The organism is Stenotrophomonas maltophilia, from assembly GCF_047497515.2.
Taxonomy (GTDB): domain Bacteria; phylum Pseudomonadota; class Gammaproteobacteria; order Xanthomonadales; family Xanthomonadaceae; genus Stenotrophomonas.
In genome coordinates this window covers 87209-102840 of the sequence record NZ_JAXAXL020000017.1, presented here as the reverse complement: position 1 = coordinate 102840, position 15632 = coordinate 87209, and the positions used below count along the sequence as shown (strand labels likewise).

The 15632-nt window shown below is 67.8% G+C and carries 13 protein-coding genes; 4 read left to right on the top strand and 9 right to left on the bottom strand.

Translation table 11 applies throughout. The features are described 5' to 3' along the window. Nucleotides 1-36 precede the first annotated feature (36 nt). Nucleotides 37-2022: a transglycosylase SLT domain-containing protein gene (locus ACMZPQ_RS19180; RefSeq protein WP_197583365.1), complete on the bottom strand. Its 1986-nt coding sequence runs from the start codon at nucleotides 2020-2022 to the stop codon at nucleotides 37-39. Between the two features lie 200 nt (nucleotides 2023-2222). On the opposite strand from ACMZPQ_RS19180, the gene ACMZPQ_RS19175 reads away from it, so the two are divergent. Together ACMZPQ_RS19175 and ACMZPQ_RS19170 are read left to right on the top strand one after the other, a co-directional pair. Further along, nucleotides 2223-2630 (top strand): ExbD/TolR family protein, encoded by a 408-nt coding sequence (locus ACMZPQ_RS19175; protein ID WP_312646567.1) that lies wholly within the window; start codon nucleotides 2223-2225, stop codon nucleotides 2628-2630. 270 nt (nucleotides 2631-2900) lie between these two features. Then, the gene (locus ACMZPQ_RS19170; RefSeq protein WP_197583363.1) at nucleotides 2901-5762 is read left to right on the top strand and encodes a TonB-dependent receptor domain-containing protein; all 2862 of its coding nucleotides are present in this window, start codon (nucleotides 2901-2903) and stop codon (nucleotides 5760-5762) included. Between the two features lie 38 nt (nucleotides 5763-5800). On the opposite strand, the gene fhuE is transcribed toward ACMZPQ_RS19170, so the two are convergent. The 3 genes from fhuE to ACMZPQ_RS19155 all read right to left on the bottom strand — a co-directional run bounded on the left by fhuE (nucleotide 5801) and on the right by ACMZPQ_RS19155 (nucleotide 9227). Continuing rightward, nucleotides 5801-7942, bottom strand: a complete 2142-nt coding sequence (gene fhuE / locus ACMZPQ_RS19165; protein WP_197583362.1) for a ferric-rhodotorulic acid/ferric-coprogen receptor FhuE — start codon at nucleotides 7940-7942, stop codon at nucleotides 5801-5803. A gap of 174 nt (nucleotides 7943-8116) precedes the next feature. Then, nucleotides 8117-8668, bottom strand: a complete 552-nt coding sequence (locus ACMZPQ_RS19160; protein WP_197583361.1) for a M23 family metallopeptidase — start codon at nucleotides 8666-8668, stop codon at nucleotides 8117-8119. 76 nt (nucleotides 8669-8744) lie between these two features. Next, the gene (locus ACMZPQ_RS19155) at nucleotides 8745-9227 is read right to left on the bottom strand and encodes an Lrp/AsnC family transcriptional regulator (protein WP_197583360.1); all 483 of its coding nucleotides are present in this window, start codon (nucleotides 9225-9227) and stop codon (nucleotides 8745-8747) included. A 72-nt stretch (nucleotides 9228-9299) separates the two neighbouring features. Here ACMZPQ_RS19155 and ACMZPQ_RS19150 point away from each other — a divergent pair, with 72 nt between their 5' ends. Further along, a complete protein-coding gene (locus ACMZPQ_RS19150; RefSeq protein WP_197583359.1) occupies nucleotides 9300-10175 on the top strand; it encodes an EamA family transporter in 876 nt (291 codons plus the stop codon). A 58-nt stretch (nucleotides 10176-10233) separates the two neighbouring features. Here the strand turns inward: ACMZPQ_RS19150 and ACMZPQ_RS19145 are convergent, their stop codons facing one another. From ACMZPQ_RS19145 to ACMZPQ_RS19130, 4 genes are all read right to left on the bottom strand, one after another. Beyond that, the gene (locus ACMZPQ_RS19145) at nucleotides 10234-10971 is read right to left on the bottom strand and encodes an endonuclease/exonuclease/phosphatase family protein (protein ID WP_197583366.1); all 738 of its coding nucleotides are present in this window, start codon (nucleotides 10969-10971) and stop codon (nucleotides 10234-10236) included. Nucleotides 10972-11024: 53 nt separating this feature from the next. Continuing rightward, nucleotides 11025-11855, bottom strand: a complete 831-nt coding sequence (locus ACMZPQ_RS19140; RefSeq protein ID WP_197583358.1) for a thiol:disulfide interchange protein DsbA/DsbL — start codon at nucleotides 11853-11855, stop codon at nucleotides 11025-11027. 106 nt (nucleotides 11856-11961) lie between these two features. Continuing rightward, entirely contained in the window at nucleotides 11962-12612 is a 651-nt protein-coding gene (locus ACMZPQ_RS19135; RefSeq protein WP_197583357.1) for a thiol:disulfide interchange protein DsbA/DsbL, read from the bottom strand. A 106-nt stretch (nucleotides 12613-12718) separates the two neighbouring features. Further along, nucleotides 12719-13519 (bottom strand): c-type cytochrome, encoded by an 801-nt coding sequence (locus tag ACMZPQ_RS19130; protein WP_197583356.1) that lies wholly within the window; start codon nucleotides 13517-13519, stop codon nucleotides 12719-12721. A 156-nt stretch (nucleotides 13520-13675) separates the two neighbouring features. Between ACMZPQ_RS19130 and yihA the strand changes: the two genes are divergently transcribed. Continuing rightward, nucleotides 13676-14278 carry a ribosome biogenesis GTP-binding protein YihA/YsxC gene (gene yihA / locus ACMZPQ_RS19125; RefSeq protein WP_197583355.1) on the top strand — a complete coding sequence of 201 codons (603 nt, stop codon included), beginning with the start codon at nucleotides 13676-13678 and terminating at the stop codon, nucleotides 14276-14278. A gap of 97 nt (nucleotides 14279-14375) precedes the next feature. Here yihA and ACMZPQ_RS19120 read toward each other — a convergent pair whose 3' ends face one another. Continuing rightward, nucleotides 14376-15350, bottom strand: coding sequence for an MBL fold metallo-hydrolase (locus tag ACMZPQ_RS19120; RefSeq protein WP_197583354.1), 975 nt, complete (start codon nucleotides 15348-15350; stop codon nucleotides 14376-14378). Between the last annotated feature and the right edge of the window lie 282 nt (nucleotides 15351-15632).

The window sequence follows — 15632 nt, the reverse complement described above, 5'->3', positions numbered from 1 at the left end:
GATGCCGGCCCGCTGGCCGGCACGACCGTGTTGTGATCAATCCCCGCCCTGATCGGCGTTGGCGGCGCAGCTGAAGTTCTTGCGCTTGTCCACCAGGCGGCCCATCAGGCGGTCGCTCAGCGGCAGCGCATCGCCATTGAGGCGCCAGTCGTAGATCACGCTGAAGGCCAGCACGCGGGCCACGTACTCGCGCGTTTCCTTGTAGCTGATCGTCTCGATCCACAGGTCCGGATCAAAGCCGGGGCGCTGGCCCTGCCAGCGTGCCGTCGGGGTCGGGCCAGCGTTGTAGGCGGCGATGGTCACGTACGGCAGGCCGTCGTACTTGTTCATCAACTGGCGCAGGTACGCCGTACCGATGGCGATGTTGGTATCCGGGTCATACAGGCTGTCGGCGCCGCCGTAGCCGGTCAGGCCGATCGACTTGGCCACGCCGGCACCGGTGGCCGGCAGCACCTGCATCAGGCCCATCGCGTTGGCAGGCGATCGCGCACGCGGGGTGAAGGTGCTCTCGGCGCGGATCTCCGCCGCCACCCAGGCCGGGTCGATGGCATTGCGTGCCGATTCGCGGCGGATGGTGGCGTCGTGGTGCAGCGGGAAGCGCAGGTCGTACAGGCGCTGCTCCTGCGGCTGCTTGCCGAGCGCGAATACGGCGCGGTCGAACCAGCCGTTGTCCTGCGCCACGCGCACGGCGAGACGACGCTGGGTGTCATCGAAGCGCGACAGCGCACTGTTCCATTCGGCCACGGCCCAGCCGGTGCGGTCGATCTGGTACAGCGCCATCGCGCGCTGGATGGCCGGGTCCCGCGCGATCGCGGCCTGGGCCGATGCGCTGTCGTTCGGCTTCCACGGACACAGCGTATAGCCCTGCTGCAGCTTGTCGGCGGCCAGGAAGCCGTGGAAGGTGGGGGCACGTGCGGCGTCGCGGAACAGCGGCTGGGCCTGCTGTGCCTGGCCGGTCTTCTCCAGCATGCGGCCTTCGAAATAGGCCCAGCGCGAATCGCTGCGCTGCTTGCCGCCCATCTTGCGGATCGCAGCCAGTGCTGCCGGCCAATCGCCGCGCGACATCGCCTCGCGCACACGCCATTCGTGCAGCCGCTCGTCGTAGGCCGATTCCGGTACCGCATTGAGGCGGCGTGCCGAGTCGGGCAGGTAGGAGGCCACGGTCCACAGCGCAATCTGGTACAGCACCTGGCCTTGCTGGGCCGCGCTCAGGCCCAGCGCCTTCGCGTACTGCGGCAGCTGCTGTTCGGTCGCACCCGGGTCGGCCTTGGCCAGCTTTTCCAGGCCATCGGTCGCAATGCGCCGGCTGCGATCAGTACGCGGCCAGTTCAGCGCGCTGGCATTGGGCGCGTCGACGAAGGCGGCGTAGCTGTTGGCCTGCGCCAGATCGGCGGCGGGAAGGCCGCGCGCAGCGCTGCGCATCACCGCCGGTTGCTGTGCGTCGGCGGCAGCATCGATGCGTTCCCAGCGCAGCGCGTCGCTCAGCCCACCCTGTGCCTGCAGCACGGCGAACACCGCGTCACAGCCATCCGGCAGCGACTTGCCGTTCTTGCGCCACAGGTCCTGTGCTTCGCTGATCCACTGCGGATCGACCTTGCCGGTCACCTGGCGTGCGGTCAGCTGCGCGCAGCGCAGGCCGATGTTGTCGGTGGGCGCCCAGTTGGCCAGCAGCGTCGGCCAGTCCTGGCGGCGTGCGACCGAGGGCAGCCACACGCTGCGGAAGGTGGTGGCCACCGCCTGGCCGTCGTAGCGCTTGAGGAAGGCCTGCGCCTGCGCGGTATCGACGGTGTCGATGTTGCGGCGCAGGTTGGCGTACTCCAGCCAGCCATACGCGGGGTGGCGGCTGAGCGCGCCGGCCTGGCCGGGATCGAACTGGCCGCGTTCGGCAGCAGCGATCGCGGCTTTCAGCTGCGCGTTCTGGGCGTCGAGGGACTGGGCATTGGCGCAGCCGATCAGCAGCGTGGTGGCCAAGGGCAGCAGGGACAGGGCGGTTGCAGAGCGTCGGGTCATGGCGCTGAGCATAGCGGGCGTTGGCTGAATTCAGTTTCGCATTGCATGCACGCCGCGAATGGATTGGACAGGCGATGGATCTTGGCGGGGTGAGGAAGCGCATGCAGGGTGTGGCGGAAGCGGCAACCCTGGCGCGTATCGCAATCGTGCGATGATTCGGGCACGGCGCGGCCTGCCCGGCGTGGGCCGCCATTTCCGCGAAGGAGCGTGGTATGCGCTATGGGTCTCTGCACGACCGTGCGCCGATGTCCGGCATCAATCTGGCGCCGCTGGTGGATGTGCTGCTGGTGCTGTTGGCGCTGGTGATCGCCACGCTGCCGATGGCGCAGGCGGCGGTGCTGCCGCTCGATCAACGTACCGCGTGTCCCCCGGGGCCGGGGCACGCGCTGCCGGCACCGATCGCGCTGCATGTCGACGCTGCCGGTGGCGTGTTCTGGGATGGCCGGCCGCTGGACGACCCGGCGCTGCAGCGCGCGCTTGCCCAGCTGCGGCAGTTGCCACCGGCACAGCAGCCCTCGCTGCACCTCACCACTGCCGACCAGACTGACTACGGCGATATGGCGCGGGTGCTGCTTGCCATCCAGCAGCGCGGCCTTCGCGTCGCGGCGCAGGCTTACTAACGGCGGCACCGGCAAGAGCGCTTGATGACAGCCGGGAAATTCCGGCGCGTCCTGTCGTGCTCGGCACCAAGGTCCCTGCCTCGAACAGTACTGTCCGGTCTTTATCTTCAGTCATTTGACGTAATCGGCTGGCAATTGCGTCAATTCCACGTGAAAGAGTGTCGATCGTCACGCCGGGAGTTTTACCGCTTGTTTACAAAGGAGACGCTGCCGCCCTGCAGGGGGGAACGCGGCAGTCCATGTCCCGACATTCCTTTGGAGAGAGAGCGAATGATTCACCTGCATCACCGCCCGTTGGCGGTTGCCGTCGCGCTGTGCGTGACGGTCCTGGCACCGCTGGGTGCCGCTGCACAATCCACCACAAACCTGGACGCGGTGGAGGTCACCGGTACCCGTATCAAGCGCGCTGAAGTCGAAGGCCAGGTGCCGATCCAGACGCTGACCCGTGGCGACATCGAGCGCACCGGCCTGACCTCGATCGGCGAGGTGCTGCAGCAGCTCACCGGGTCCGGCTCGGCACTCAACGCCAAGTTCAATTCGTCCGGCAATTTCGGCTTCCCGCCCGATGGCAGTGGCGTGGGCGCCGGTTCGGCGCAGGTCGACCTGCGCCATCTGGGCGCCAAGCGCGTGCTGGTGCTGGTCGATGGCATCCGCTGGGTCAATGAATCGTCCGCGTCCGGCGTGGGCTCGGCCACCGACCTCAACACCATTCCGCTGGCCATCGTCGAGCGCATCGAAGTGCTGGAGGATGGTGCGTCGTCGCTGTACGGCTCCGACGCCATCGCCGGCGTGGTCAACATCATCACCCGCCGCGATTTCGATGGCGGCCAGGTGACGCTGAACTATGGCGAATACAGCAAGGGTGACGGCGCGCAGAAGGGCGTAGACCTGGCCTGGGGCAAGAGTGGCGATCGCTTCAGCCTGTTCCTGGGTGCCAGCTGGACCAAGCAGGACCCGGTGTTCGCCAAGGACCGCGAGCAGTCGCGCTTCCCGATTCCCGGCACCGGCCTGGCGTTCGGCAGCGGCGGCATTCCGCAGGGCCGCTTCATGTTCACCGACCCGAACACCGGTGCCGTGCAGAACATCGTGCCCAATACCGGCGTGAGCAATCCGCGTTACGACGGCAGTGCCGGCTGCAACCGCAGCGATGACTACCATTGCTTCACCACCGCCGACCGCTTCAACTTCGCCGAATACAACATGGTGCTGACGCCGTCGGAGCGCAAAGGCCTGTTCGGCCAGTTCCGCTTCGACATCACCGACAATGTGCAGTGGTACGTCAAGGCACTGGGCAATCGCCGCGAGTCGACCAACCAGGCCGGGCCGGAGCCGCTGTTCTTCGGTCCCGACGGTGCGACCGGCAATCCGCTGGCCGACAACATCGTGGTCTCGCGCCTGAACCCGTACAACCCGTTCGGCTTCGATCTGGTGTCCGGCGACAACATGAGCCTGATCGGCCGCCGGCCGGTGGAAGGCGGTGCGCGCGTGTTCAAGCAGAAGGTGGACACCACCTATTTCGCCACCGGCCTGGTCGGTGACTTCCACGCCGCCGACCGCAGCTGGTACTGGGACGTCAACGGCATGTACAGCAAGAACAAGGCCGAGCAGACCAACTACGGCAGCTATGACATCTACAAGGTGAACATGGCGCTGGGCGATCCGGCGGTGTGTGCGGCCACCCCGGGCTGCGTGCCGCTGAACATCTTCGGCGGCGTCGGCTCGATCACCCCGGACATGCTGAAGTGGATCCAGCCGGTGGTGCGCGACCGCAGCCAGAACGAACTGAGCCTGTTCACCGCCAACCTGTCCAGCGAGCTGTTCTCGCTGCCGGCCGGTCCGGTGTCCTTCGCCACCGGCCTCGAGCACCGCAGGTACAAGGGTTCCTACCAGCCCGATCCGCTGACGGTGATCGGCCACTACAACGGCGTACCGTCGCAGCCGACCTCCGGTTCCTATGATGTCAACGAGGCCTACCTGGAGTTGAGCGTGCCGATCTTCGCCGACTCCTCGTTCGGCAAGAAGCTGGACCTGAGCCTGGCCGGCCGCTACTCGGATTACTCCACCTTCGGTGGCGAGTTCACGCCCAAGTACGGCCTGCGCTGGCAGGTGACCGACGACTTCGTGCTGCGCACGACCTATGCCGAGGGCTTCCGTGCGCCGTCGATCGGCGAACTGTACGGCTCGGCGGCGCGCGCCGACCTGCAGCTGTTCGATCCCTGCTCGGTAGGCCTGGGTGGCACGCCGCCGCGTGGCAGTGCAGCCAACTGCGCCGCGCTGGGCGTACCGGCCGGCTTCCAGCAGGCCAACTCGCAGATCTCGGTGACCACCGGCGGCAACCGCGAGCTGGACCCGGAACGTTCGCGCAGCTTCAGCGCCGGCTTCGTGTGGAGCCCGTGGTTCGGCAACAACGCGTCGTGGTCGGAGCGCTTCGATGTGGAGGTGACCTTCTACCGCCATGCCATCGACGGCGCGATCCAGGCGATCAACGCGCAGACCCAGCTGGACCTGTGCGTGGATACGCTGGACCCGATCTACTGCAATGGCATCACCCGTGCCAGCACCGGTGCGGTCAGCAGCTTCAACAACCGCCTGACCAACCTGGGCTCGATCAAGACCGATGGCTGGGACGTGGATCTGTTCTGGACACTGCCGCAGACCTCCATCGGCCAGTTCAAGCTGGCCTGGAAGAACACCTTCGTCGGCCGTTACGAGGCCACCGGCGCGGCCGGGCAGAAGCAGCCGCAGAAGCCCGGCGTGGAAGTGGCGGACAGTTCGATTCCGGAGTGGACCAGCAACGCCAGCATCGCCTGGACGATGGACCGCTGGAGCGCCAACTGGACGGTGCGCCACATCTCCGAGTTGACCGAGAACTGCGGTGATGCCGCGGCGTTCCCGGTGTGCAGCAACCAGGCGGCCGGCACCAACACGCTGTCGGCCACCACCTTCCACGACATGCAGGTGGGCTACAAGATCGACTGGATGAAGGGGTTGCAGCTGACCGCTGGCCTGAACAACGTGTTCGACAAGGATCCGCCGATCTGCCTGTCGTGCTCGTTGAACGGCTACGACGCCTCGACCTACGACATCCCGCGTGGCCGCTACTGGTACCTGCGCGCGGACCTGCGGTTCTGATGTGGGCGCGGCGCCGGGTTGCCCCGGCGCCGTTTGCATCAGAACGACCAGGTAAAGGTCAGCGAGCCGTTGCGGCCCTCGCCATAGCCGCCGTAGCCGTAGATCTGCGCGTAGTACTTCTTGTCCAGCAGGTTGTTGAGGTTGGCCTGTACGCTGAACTGCGGCGCGATGCGGTAGCGCACGAAGGCGCCGACCAGGGCATAGGCATCCTGGTTGAAGCGGCCGTACACCGGGTCGGTGTAGTAGATGCCGTTCTGCCAGTTCACGCCGCCGCCGAAGGTCAGCGCGTCCAGCGACTGCGGAGTGTAACTGGTGTAGGCCTTGATCGCGGTCTGCGGCAGCTGGGTGTTGATGTCGCTGCCATTGATGTCCTTGGCCACGTAGCGGGACGCGCCGAAGGTGGCATTCCAGCCCGGTGCCAGTTCACCGTTCAGTTCGAACTCCACGCCGCGGCTGACCGTGCCGCGCGCGGCAACGTAGGCGTACTCGTTGGCCGAACCATCGACGAAGCCACCGGTCTGCTGGGCGACGTTGTCCTGCTCGATGCGGAACACCGCCAGCGAGGCATTCAGGCGGTTGTCGAACCATGCGCCCTTGACGCCCACTTCGTAGCTTTTGCCGTCCACCGGATCGAGGTAGCGACCCTGCTGGTTGCGGTAGGTCTGCGGCTGGAAGATCTCGGTGTAGCTGGCGTAGGTGGACCAGGTGTCATTGATGTCGAACACCAGGCCGGCATACGGCGTGGTCACCTTGTGGCTGAAGCGGCTGACGGTTGCGCCTTCGGTGCCGTCCAGGCTCCAGTCGGTGTAGCGGGCGCCGAGGATCAGCTTCAGCGGATCAGCCAGCGACAGGCGCGTGGCGGCGTAGGCGGCCTTCTGCTTGATGGTGCCCTGGCTCTGCGTCGGCAGCGTTGCCGCCCAGTTCGGTTCCGGGAAACTGCCGGTCCAGTTGAGGTAGTTGTCCAGCGGCGCCCAGGCCGACTGGAAATCGCCGGTGTTCACGTACTCGCGCTTGTTGTAGCTCAGGCCCGCCATGAACTGGTGCTCGCGGCCCAGCAGCTGGAACGGACCGTCGACGTAGCCATCGACGCCGTCCACCTTGCGGTGGGTCTTGTAGTAGCCGGCCATCGGCAGCACGCCGGCGCCGGTGGCCTTGTTGAAGCCGCCGCCATAGAACGGATAGAACAGCTTGTCGTCGGCATCGGTCCGGTCATGGGTCGCGCCGATCTTGAACTTCCAGCCGTTGCCGAACGCGTGCTGCAGGGTGGCGAACGCACGCTTGCTGGTGGTGTCCCAGAAGGTCCAGTCCGGCGACGGATTGAACGAGGTCGGATAGTTGGTGGGGGTGCCGTCGGAGAACCACATCGGGAAGCCGCCCCAGGTCGGTGCGGTGGCCTTCTTGTGCTGGTAGTCGTAGCCCACGCTCAGCTGCGTGTCCGGGGTGAGGTCGGCATCGATGACCGCATAGCCCAGCGTCTTGCGCTGGTTGTAGCGGTCGACCTGCGAATCGGTATCCAGATAGCTGCCGATCACGCGGCCGCGCACGCTGCCGCTGGCGTTGAGCGCGCTGCCCACGTCCACGGTGGTGCGGGTGCGACCCCAGCTGCCGACGTTCACCGACACGCTGCCGGCCAGCTGGGCGCTGTCGGCGTGCTTGCGGATCAGGTTCACCGACGCGGACGGATTGCCGGCGCCGGTGAGCAGGCCGGTGGCGCCGCGCACCACCTCCACGCGGTCATACAGCGCCAGGTCCAGGCCGGAATCGCCGTAGCTCCAGTTCTGCGCCATGGTGGTCGGGATGCCATCGAACTGGTAGTTGTCGATGTAGAAGCCGCGCGCGTAGAACTCGGTGCGCTCGCTGTCGGACTGGGTGCTGGTCACGCCGGTGGTGTTGGCCAGCACGTCGATGATGTCGTCCAGGTTCTGATCTTCGATGCGCTGGTGGCTGATGATGCTGACCGACTGCGGGATCTCGCGCGGCGCCAGGTCGAAGCGGGTACCGGCCGAGGTACGGCGCACCGAATAGCCTTCGGCGCGCTCGCCCTTGACCACGACCTTGTCGAGGGTGGTCGGGTCGGCAGCGGTGTCGGCGAAGGCGGCCGGCGCCACGGCGCAGAGTGCAACGAGCACGGCAACGGACAGCCGCTGCGGCTGCAGGTGACGGGAAGCGGAACGGGTCATGGGGGTCCTGGACGGGCACGCGCGCTCGACCGCATCCGGGAGGCGAGGCGCTACGGGTAGGGAGGGGCGGGCAGGCCGTCCTGGCGCTACCGGAAACGAAAGAAATGGTAATACGAACAATTCCTATTTACAAATCATGAACGAATGGACCCCGTTTCCCGCGCAGGCGGTGGGTCAGCGCAGCAGCGGCAGCGGGTCGCGCGCGCCTGCGGCGCCGTAGATGCCCCAGTGCAGGTGCGGCGGGGTGCCCTTGGCGTTGCCGCTGTCGCCCACATGACCGAGGAGGTCGCCGGGCTGGACGATCTGGCCGCGCGCCAAGCCCTCGGCCCAGTCCTCCAGGTGCGCGTAGTAGTAGCGTTCGCGCGCCGGGCCGATCACCCACACCTGGCGGCCGCCGAGCCCGCCCTCGCGGACATCGGCGATGACCCCGATGGTGGCGCTGCGCACCGGCGTACCGCGCCTGGCGAAGATGTCGATGCCGGCGTGGGAGCGGTCACGGCCGCGCGGTGCGCCGAATGTGTCGGCGATCTGCCTGGGGCGCACGCCCTCCACCGGCACCGGCAGCGCGGTGGCGGCGGGCATCCGTGCCAGTGACCACAGCATTCTTGGCGCGGCCGCCCACGGGCTGTTCCACAAGGTCATCGCCGCAACGATGGCGAGGGCCAGCCACAGGCCACGCAGCAGCCAGCAGCGCAGTCGACGGGCAGGGGAAGTGGATGTGCTCATGGCTTCGGACTGTAGCGTCGAGCTATGTTCGACGGCTGTTGCTTCGTGGTCAAAGGGCAGTCGAGCAAGCTCGACTCTACAGGGGCGGTAGCAGCGGCACCTCGAAATTCCGCTTCAGCGTGCCCAGTGCCACCGAGGTCCGGAACCGCTCGATGTTGTCATCGCCGCCGAACAGGCGCTCGGTGATCGCCTCGTACTCTTCCATCGACGCGGCCGAAAGCAGCAGCAGGAAATCGCCGTCGCCGGTGATCGAGTAGCACTGCTGCACGGCCGGGTCTTCCTGTACGCGGCGCTTGAACAGGGCAACGCGCTCGCGCTGTTCACTGACCACGCGCACCTCGACGATGATGGTCAGTGGCCGCCCGACCTTCGCGGCAGCGACCACCGCCACGTTGGCGGCGATCACACCGCTGTCCTGCAGGCGCTTGATGCGGCGCTGCACGGCCGGGGTGGACAGGTGCACGGCCTCGGCAATTTCGCGTTGCGGCAGGGTGTTGTCCCGCTGCAGCAGGTCGAGGATGGCGCGGTCAAAACTGTCGAGCACGGGGGCGATGGCCATGGCGAGCAGAAATTGCACGAACGGGCTGTCAATTGAGCCAAGTGCTCGGCGTCGGCGCAATAGACTTTGCCCATGCAGACCTCACGATTCGCGCCGATGTTGCCGGCGCTGGCGGTGCTCGGTTCGGTCACCTCGCTGGCCATCGGCACCTCCTACGCAAAACAGTTGTTTCCGCTGATCGGCGCGCAGGGCACCAGCGCGCTGCGCGTGGGCTTCTCGGCGCTGTTGCTGCTGTTGTTCTGGCGGCCGTGGCGCTGGAAGACCAGTCGTCCGGATGCGATCACCATCCTGCGCTACGGCCTCACCCTGGGCCTGATGAACCTGCTGTTCTATATGGCCCTGCGCACCATTCCCTTCGGCATCGCGGTGGCCATCGAGTTCACCGGGCCACTGACGGTGGCGATGCTGTCGTCGCGACGACCGATCGACTTCGTCTGGGTGGGCTGCGCGGCGGTGGGGTTGCTGTTGTTGCTGCCGATTGGCGGCGGCCCAGCGCTGGACCCGGCCGGCGTGCTATATGCGATGGGCGCGGCGGCGTGCTGGGGCCTGTACATCGTGTTCGGCAAGCGTGCCGGCCACCTGCACGCCGGGCATTCGGTGTCGCTGGGCCTGCTGGCCGCATCGCTGGTGGTGGTGCCGGTGGGCGTGGTGCACGCCGGTGCGGCGCTGCTCGATCCGAAGATCCTGGCGGCGGGGCTGCTGGTGGCGCTGGTGTCCAGCGCGATCCCGATGTCGCTGGAAATGATGGCGCTCAAGCGCCTGCCGAAGGAGACGTTCGGCATCCTGATCAGCATGGAGCCGGCGGTGGCCGCGCTGTGGGCCATGCTGCTGCTGCACGAGCACCTGCATGGCTTGCAGTGGCTGGCGATCGGCTGCACCGTGCTGGCCTCGGTGGGCAGCACGATGACCGCGCGAACGCTGAAGGTGCCGGTGGCGCAGGCCGGGTAGCGCCGGGCCATGCCCGGCGGAGAGCGTGCCAACCAAGGTTGGCACTCACCAGGAGTGGTCAGCGCAGGGCGTCGGCCGGGACGTCGATCGCCATCGCCAGCGCGAGGTGATCGGAGAACGCGGCCGGTACGGCTTCGACGCTGCGGGTCAGCAGGCCGCTGCTGACCAGGATGTGGTCGATGGCGCGATCGGGGCGCCAGCTGGGGAAGGTCGGCACGATGCAGCCTGGCGGCTGCAGCCGGGTCTTCTGGTACAGCACCTGCATTTCCGGGCGTTCGGCCAGGCAGTTGAAATCGCCCATCAGCACCGCGTTGGGGTGGTCGGACAGCAGTTCGGCGATGAAGCCCAGCTGTGACATCCGCGAGCCCGCACCGAGTGACAGATGCGCCACCGCCACCGCCAGGCCATCGGCACCGTCGCCGAACTTGGCCAGCAGCACGCCGCGCCCGCCGATGCGGCCGGGCAGGGCGTGGTCCTGCACTTCCACCGGTTCCAGCTTGCTCAGCAGGCCGTTGGCGCTGGAGGCAACCCCGCCCATGCGCCGGTTCGGCTGGTGGCTCCAGTAATTGAAGCCGGCGCGCTGGGCCAGGTAATGGGTCTGGTTGGTGAAGCCCGAGCGCAGGCTGCCCGGGTCGGCCTCCTGCAGGCCGACGATGTCATGTTCGCGCGCCAGGCTGGCGATCGCGTCCAGGCTGCTGCGCTTGCGACCCGCCGGCAGCGCATGTGACCAGCTGCGGGTCACATAGTCGCTGTAGCGGCGGGTACTGGAGCCGGCCTGGATGTTGGCCGTCAGCAAGCGCAGGGTCCGTGTACGGGGGGAATTCACGGCCGGGAACGACGTCCTTTGGATCAGTGGGCCTGGGCGGCAGCGCGTTCGCGGGCGATCAGGTGGTCGGCAATGCGCAGCATGTCCGGGAAGCTCTTGCCCTTCACCAGGTACTTGCCATTGACGATGATCGACGGCGTACCGCTGATCTGGCTGCGCTGGGCGAACTGCTTGGCCGAGTTGGTCTTGGCGTTCACCGCGAAGCTGCCCATGGTGGCGGCGAACTGCTTCGGGTCCACGCCGTAGGCGCCGTAGAACTTGGCGATGTCCTCCACCGAGTCACGGCCGCGCTCGCCCTTCAGGGTCTTCTGCGAGTGGATGGCGGCGTACAGCGCTTCGTGGGTCTTCTCCTGCACGCCCAGGGTCTGCGCGGCGTAGAAGGCACGGGCGTAGTCATCCCAGGTGCCGCCGAACATGGCCGGCACGTAGACGAAGTTCACGTCGCTCGGCAGGCCAGCCTTCCACGGGCCGACCAGCGGCTGGAACGCGGCGCAGGCCGGGCAGACGTAGCCGAAGATCTCGGTCACTTCGATCTTGCCGGCGGCCGGCTGGAACGGCTGGCCGTTCGGAATCGCCTGGTAGTCGGTGCCTTCCACCGGGGCCGGGCCGGTCAGTGCGGCGGTGGCCGGGGCCGGAGCAGTCGCCGGAGCGGCTTCGGCTGCAGCCTTCTCGCCCTCGGCAGCGGCCGGGGCAGCGCCCTCGGCGCCCGCCGCCGGAGCCGCCGGCTCGGTGGTTGCCGGCGCGGCCGCCGGTTCGGCCGGAGCCGCAGTGGTGTTGGTGCTGCCGTCGTCGGCCTTGCAGGCGGCCAGGATCGGCAGCAGCGCTGCGAGGGCGAGGGCGTAACGGATCTTCATGGAAACGTCTCCAGCATCTGGAATGGTGGGGCCGGCGTCAGGCACCGGCCAGGGGGAAATGATGACATGCGGCAGCGACAGCGCCGCGTCGATGGTGGGTGTTGGTTCAGCGGCCGCGGGCCGCGCGGGCCTGGGCGATCAGCGCCGAGGCGATGCGCAGCTGGTCGTCGAAGCTGTTGCCACGTACCAGGTACTGGCCGTTGATGATGATGGCCGGGGTGCCCGGCACCTTGGTGCGCTGGGCGAACGCACGGGCGGCGTCGACCTTCTTCTGCACCGCATCGCCACGCAGCGCCTGCAGGTAGCGGTCCGGGGTCACGCCGTAGGCCTTGTAGAAGGTGGCGAGCTCATCGGCCGAGACGTTCTGCATCGGCAGCGTTCCCTGCTCGTGCAGGGCCTTGAACACCGCCGCATGGCTGCGCTTGGCCACGCCCACTTCGTCAGCGGCGTAGTAGGCCAGTGCCCAGGCATCCCAGGCACCGCCGAAGGCGGCCGGTACCGGGGTGAAGCGCACGTCGGCCGGCAGCTTGGCCGCCCAGGCTTCCAGCTGCGGTTCGAAATGGGCGCAGTGCGGGCAGGTGTAGCCGAAGACCTCGACCACTTCGATCTTCCCGGCCAGCGGCTGGAACGGGCCCGGCTGTGCGATGCGTTCGTAGTCTTTGCCTTCCACCAGCGGTGCGTTGGCAGGGGGGGCGGCACTGGCGGCCAGCGGCAGCAGGACCAGCAGGGACAACAGCAGGCGGGGAATCAACCTCATCGACACGCATCTCCGTTGAAAAAAGCAACGCCGGCGCGGTCGCCGGCGTGAAGGAAACATACCGCAGGCGGGGGCCGCGGTGGCGGCCCGGGCCGACCAGTGGTGGTCAGGGGGCGGCAGCCGGTTGCGTCGGCGTGGCCGCAACGGCGACGTCGTCGGCCTTGTTGTGCAGGCCCTGCAGGTAGCTCGACAGCGCCTGCACCTCCTGTTCGCTCAGCTTCTGCGCGACCGTGGCCATGATCTGGAAATGGGTCTTGTCGGTCTCATGGGTCTGCCCGGCCTGGTACTCCTGCAGGCGGCGCGCGACATAACTGGCGTGTTGGCCACCGAGATGCGGATAGGCGGGGCCCGGGTTGCCCGCGCCGCTGGGGCCGTGGCAGGCCATGCAGGCCGGCAGGCCGCGCTTGGCATCGCCACCGCGGTACAGCTGCTGGCCGATCTCGTAGAACTTCATGCCCTTGTAGGGGCCGTCGGCGACCGCCGTATCGTCGGCGATGCCGGCCGTGGCCTTCTGGGTAGCGAAGAACGCGCCGATGTCGCGCATGTCCTGCGGGGTAAGGTTCTGCACGAACGGCACCATCGCCACCGCGGCGCCGGAGCTGCGCTGGCCGTTGGCGATCAGGGCCATCTGCTGGGCCACGTAGCGTTCGCTCTGGCCGGCGATGGACGGGTACATCTCCACCGTGGAATTGCCGTCGGCGCCATGGCAGGCCGCGCAGGCGGAGGCCTTGGTCTGGCCGGCCTTGGCATCGCCCCAGTCGGTCTTGCTGAAGTCCACCTCCAGCGAGGCGGTGTTGATCGGCCCGTTGTCGGGCAGCGGGGTCAACGTGGTCTGCGCGAACGCAGCAGCGGCAACGACGACGGCGGTGGCAAGAGCGGATACGGCAAGAACGCGAGCGTGGCGCATGCTAAAGCTCCGTATGGACCGGGCCGGGCGGTGGCCGCCGGCATCGCCCGGATTATCAACGCCGTTTCCGCGCACGGTCAACGCAGCAGTGCAGCAAAATGCCCGCAACAGCCGCCGGCACGGGCGCGCGGCGCCGCAACATGCGATCCTAGGCACATGTCATTGCTCATCGAACGCGCCCGTTACCACCTCTCGGCCCACAACGTGCGGCAGCTGCCGCCCGATGAAGGGTCCGAAGTGGCCTTCGCCGGCCGCTCCAACGCCGGCAAGTCCAGTGCGCTCAACGCGCTGACCCGCCAGAATTCGCTGGCCCGCGTCTCCAAGACCCCGGGCCGTACCCAGCAGCTGGTGTTCTTCCAGGTCACCCCGGAGGCCCATCTGGTCGACCTGCCCGGCTACGGCTACGCCAAGGTGCCGCTGGACCTGCAGGCGCACTGGCAGGCCTTCATCGACCGTTATTTCCGCACCCGCGAAGCCCTGAAGGGCCTGGTGGTGGTGATGGACATCCGCCACCCGCTGAAGGACTACGACCGGCAGATGCTGTCCTATGCCGTACAGCGCGGCATGCCGGCGCACGCACTGCTGACCAAGGCCGACAAGCTCAGCCGCAGCCAGCAGATGCAGACCCTGCAGAAGGTGCGCAAGGAACTGCATTCGGCCTATGGCGACAGCGTCAGCGTGCAGGTGTTCTCCGGTGAGGACCGCACCGGCGTGGACGAAGCCCGCGGCGTGATCGGCGGCTGGCTGGGGCTGGAATAAGCGTTCCCCCGTCGCCCGGCTGGCAGCCCGGCGCTATCGACCTGTTCCCTGGTAGTGCCGGCCGCTGGCCGGCAACATCGCCCTGTCCTGTGGCACATCATTTCAACGGCGAATACTCCGCCGGCACCCACGCATAGGCCTGGCCCTCGCTGCGCACATGGCCCAGGCCCGGGAAGGGCAGGTGCGCACCGGCCACCCACCAACCGTTGGCGGTGGCCTGCTGCAGCAGGCCGCGACGGCTGGCCGTGGCGGCCTTGCGGTCCGAATCGGCCTCGAACGCGGCCTCCGGGTGCGCGAACTGCACGGCGTGGAAGTGCAGCACATCGCCCCACACCAGCAGTGACTGGCCCTGGCTGTCGAACCGGTAGGAGACGTGGCCCGGCGTGTGGCCGTGGGTATCCATCGCCACCGCGCCACCGGGCAGGGCATCGCCGGGGCTGAAGGTGCGCAGGTGGCCGCTGGCCTGGTACGGCGCTACTGCGGTGCGCGCCAGCGGGAAGGCGAAGCGCACGCCCTTCGGCGCGCTGGCCTCGCTGGCCGGGTCGAGCCAGTAATCGGCATCGGCCCTGGACAGCCACACCGTGGCATTCGGGTAGGCCGGCTTGCCCTGCGCGTCGAGCACGCCGCACAAGTGGTCCGGATGGGCATGGGTCAGCAGCACCTCGTCCACCTCGGCCGGGTCCACCCCGGCAGCGCGCAGGTTGCCGAGCACCTGGCCCAGGCCCGGGCCGAAGCACTGCGCGGTACCGGTGTCGACCAGGGTCAGATGATTGCCCTGGCGTACCAGGAAAGCGTTGACCGCGGTCTGCAGCCCCTTCGTGTCTTCCGGCACGTAGCGCCCTTCAAGCAGGCGGCTGACCAGCGTTGGCGGCACGTCCACCACTTCCTGCCGGCCGAGTGCGACCACGCCGTCGAACAGGGCGGTGACCTGCAGGGTACCGACGCGCTGATGGTAGACGCCGGGCGCCTGCTGGGTGGGGGCGGGCGAAGTGGCTTCGGCCAGTGCCGCCAGCGGCAGGGAGGACAAGGCCAGCAGCAGGGCGGAGCGCAGCGGCAGGTGACGCAGGGTCATGGCGGTTCTCGATGGATGACGGGCGGTTCCGTTGCCGGACAGCGTGCCGTGGCCAGCGTGTGCGCGGCGCTCAAAGCAGTGCGCGGAATGCTCAGGGAGGGGTGTTGTCTGCAGGGCTGCGCCCTGCACCTGCTGCAGGCAACAGCAACAGCAACAGCCGAAGCAACGGCGGGCTTCCTGTGGGGAGGCGGGGTGGGTCCGGTTGCGGGAGACGCCGTAAACCCATCCCTGGGGGCTTGGCCGCGGCATCCATGCCGCGGACACTCCCGCAACCGGACCCAC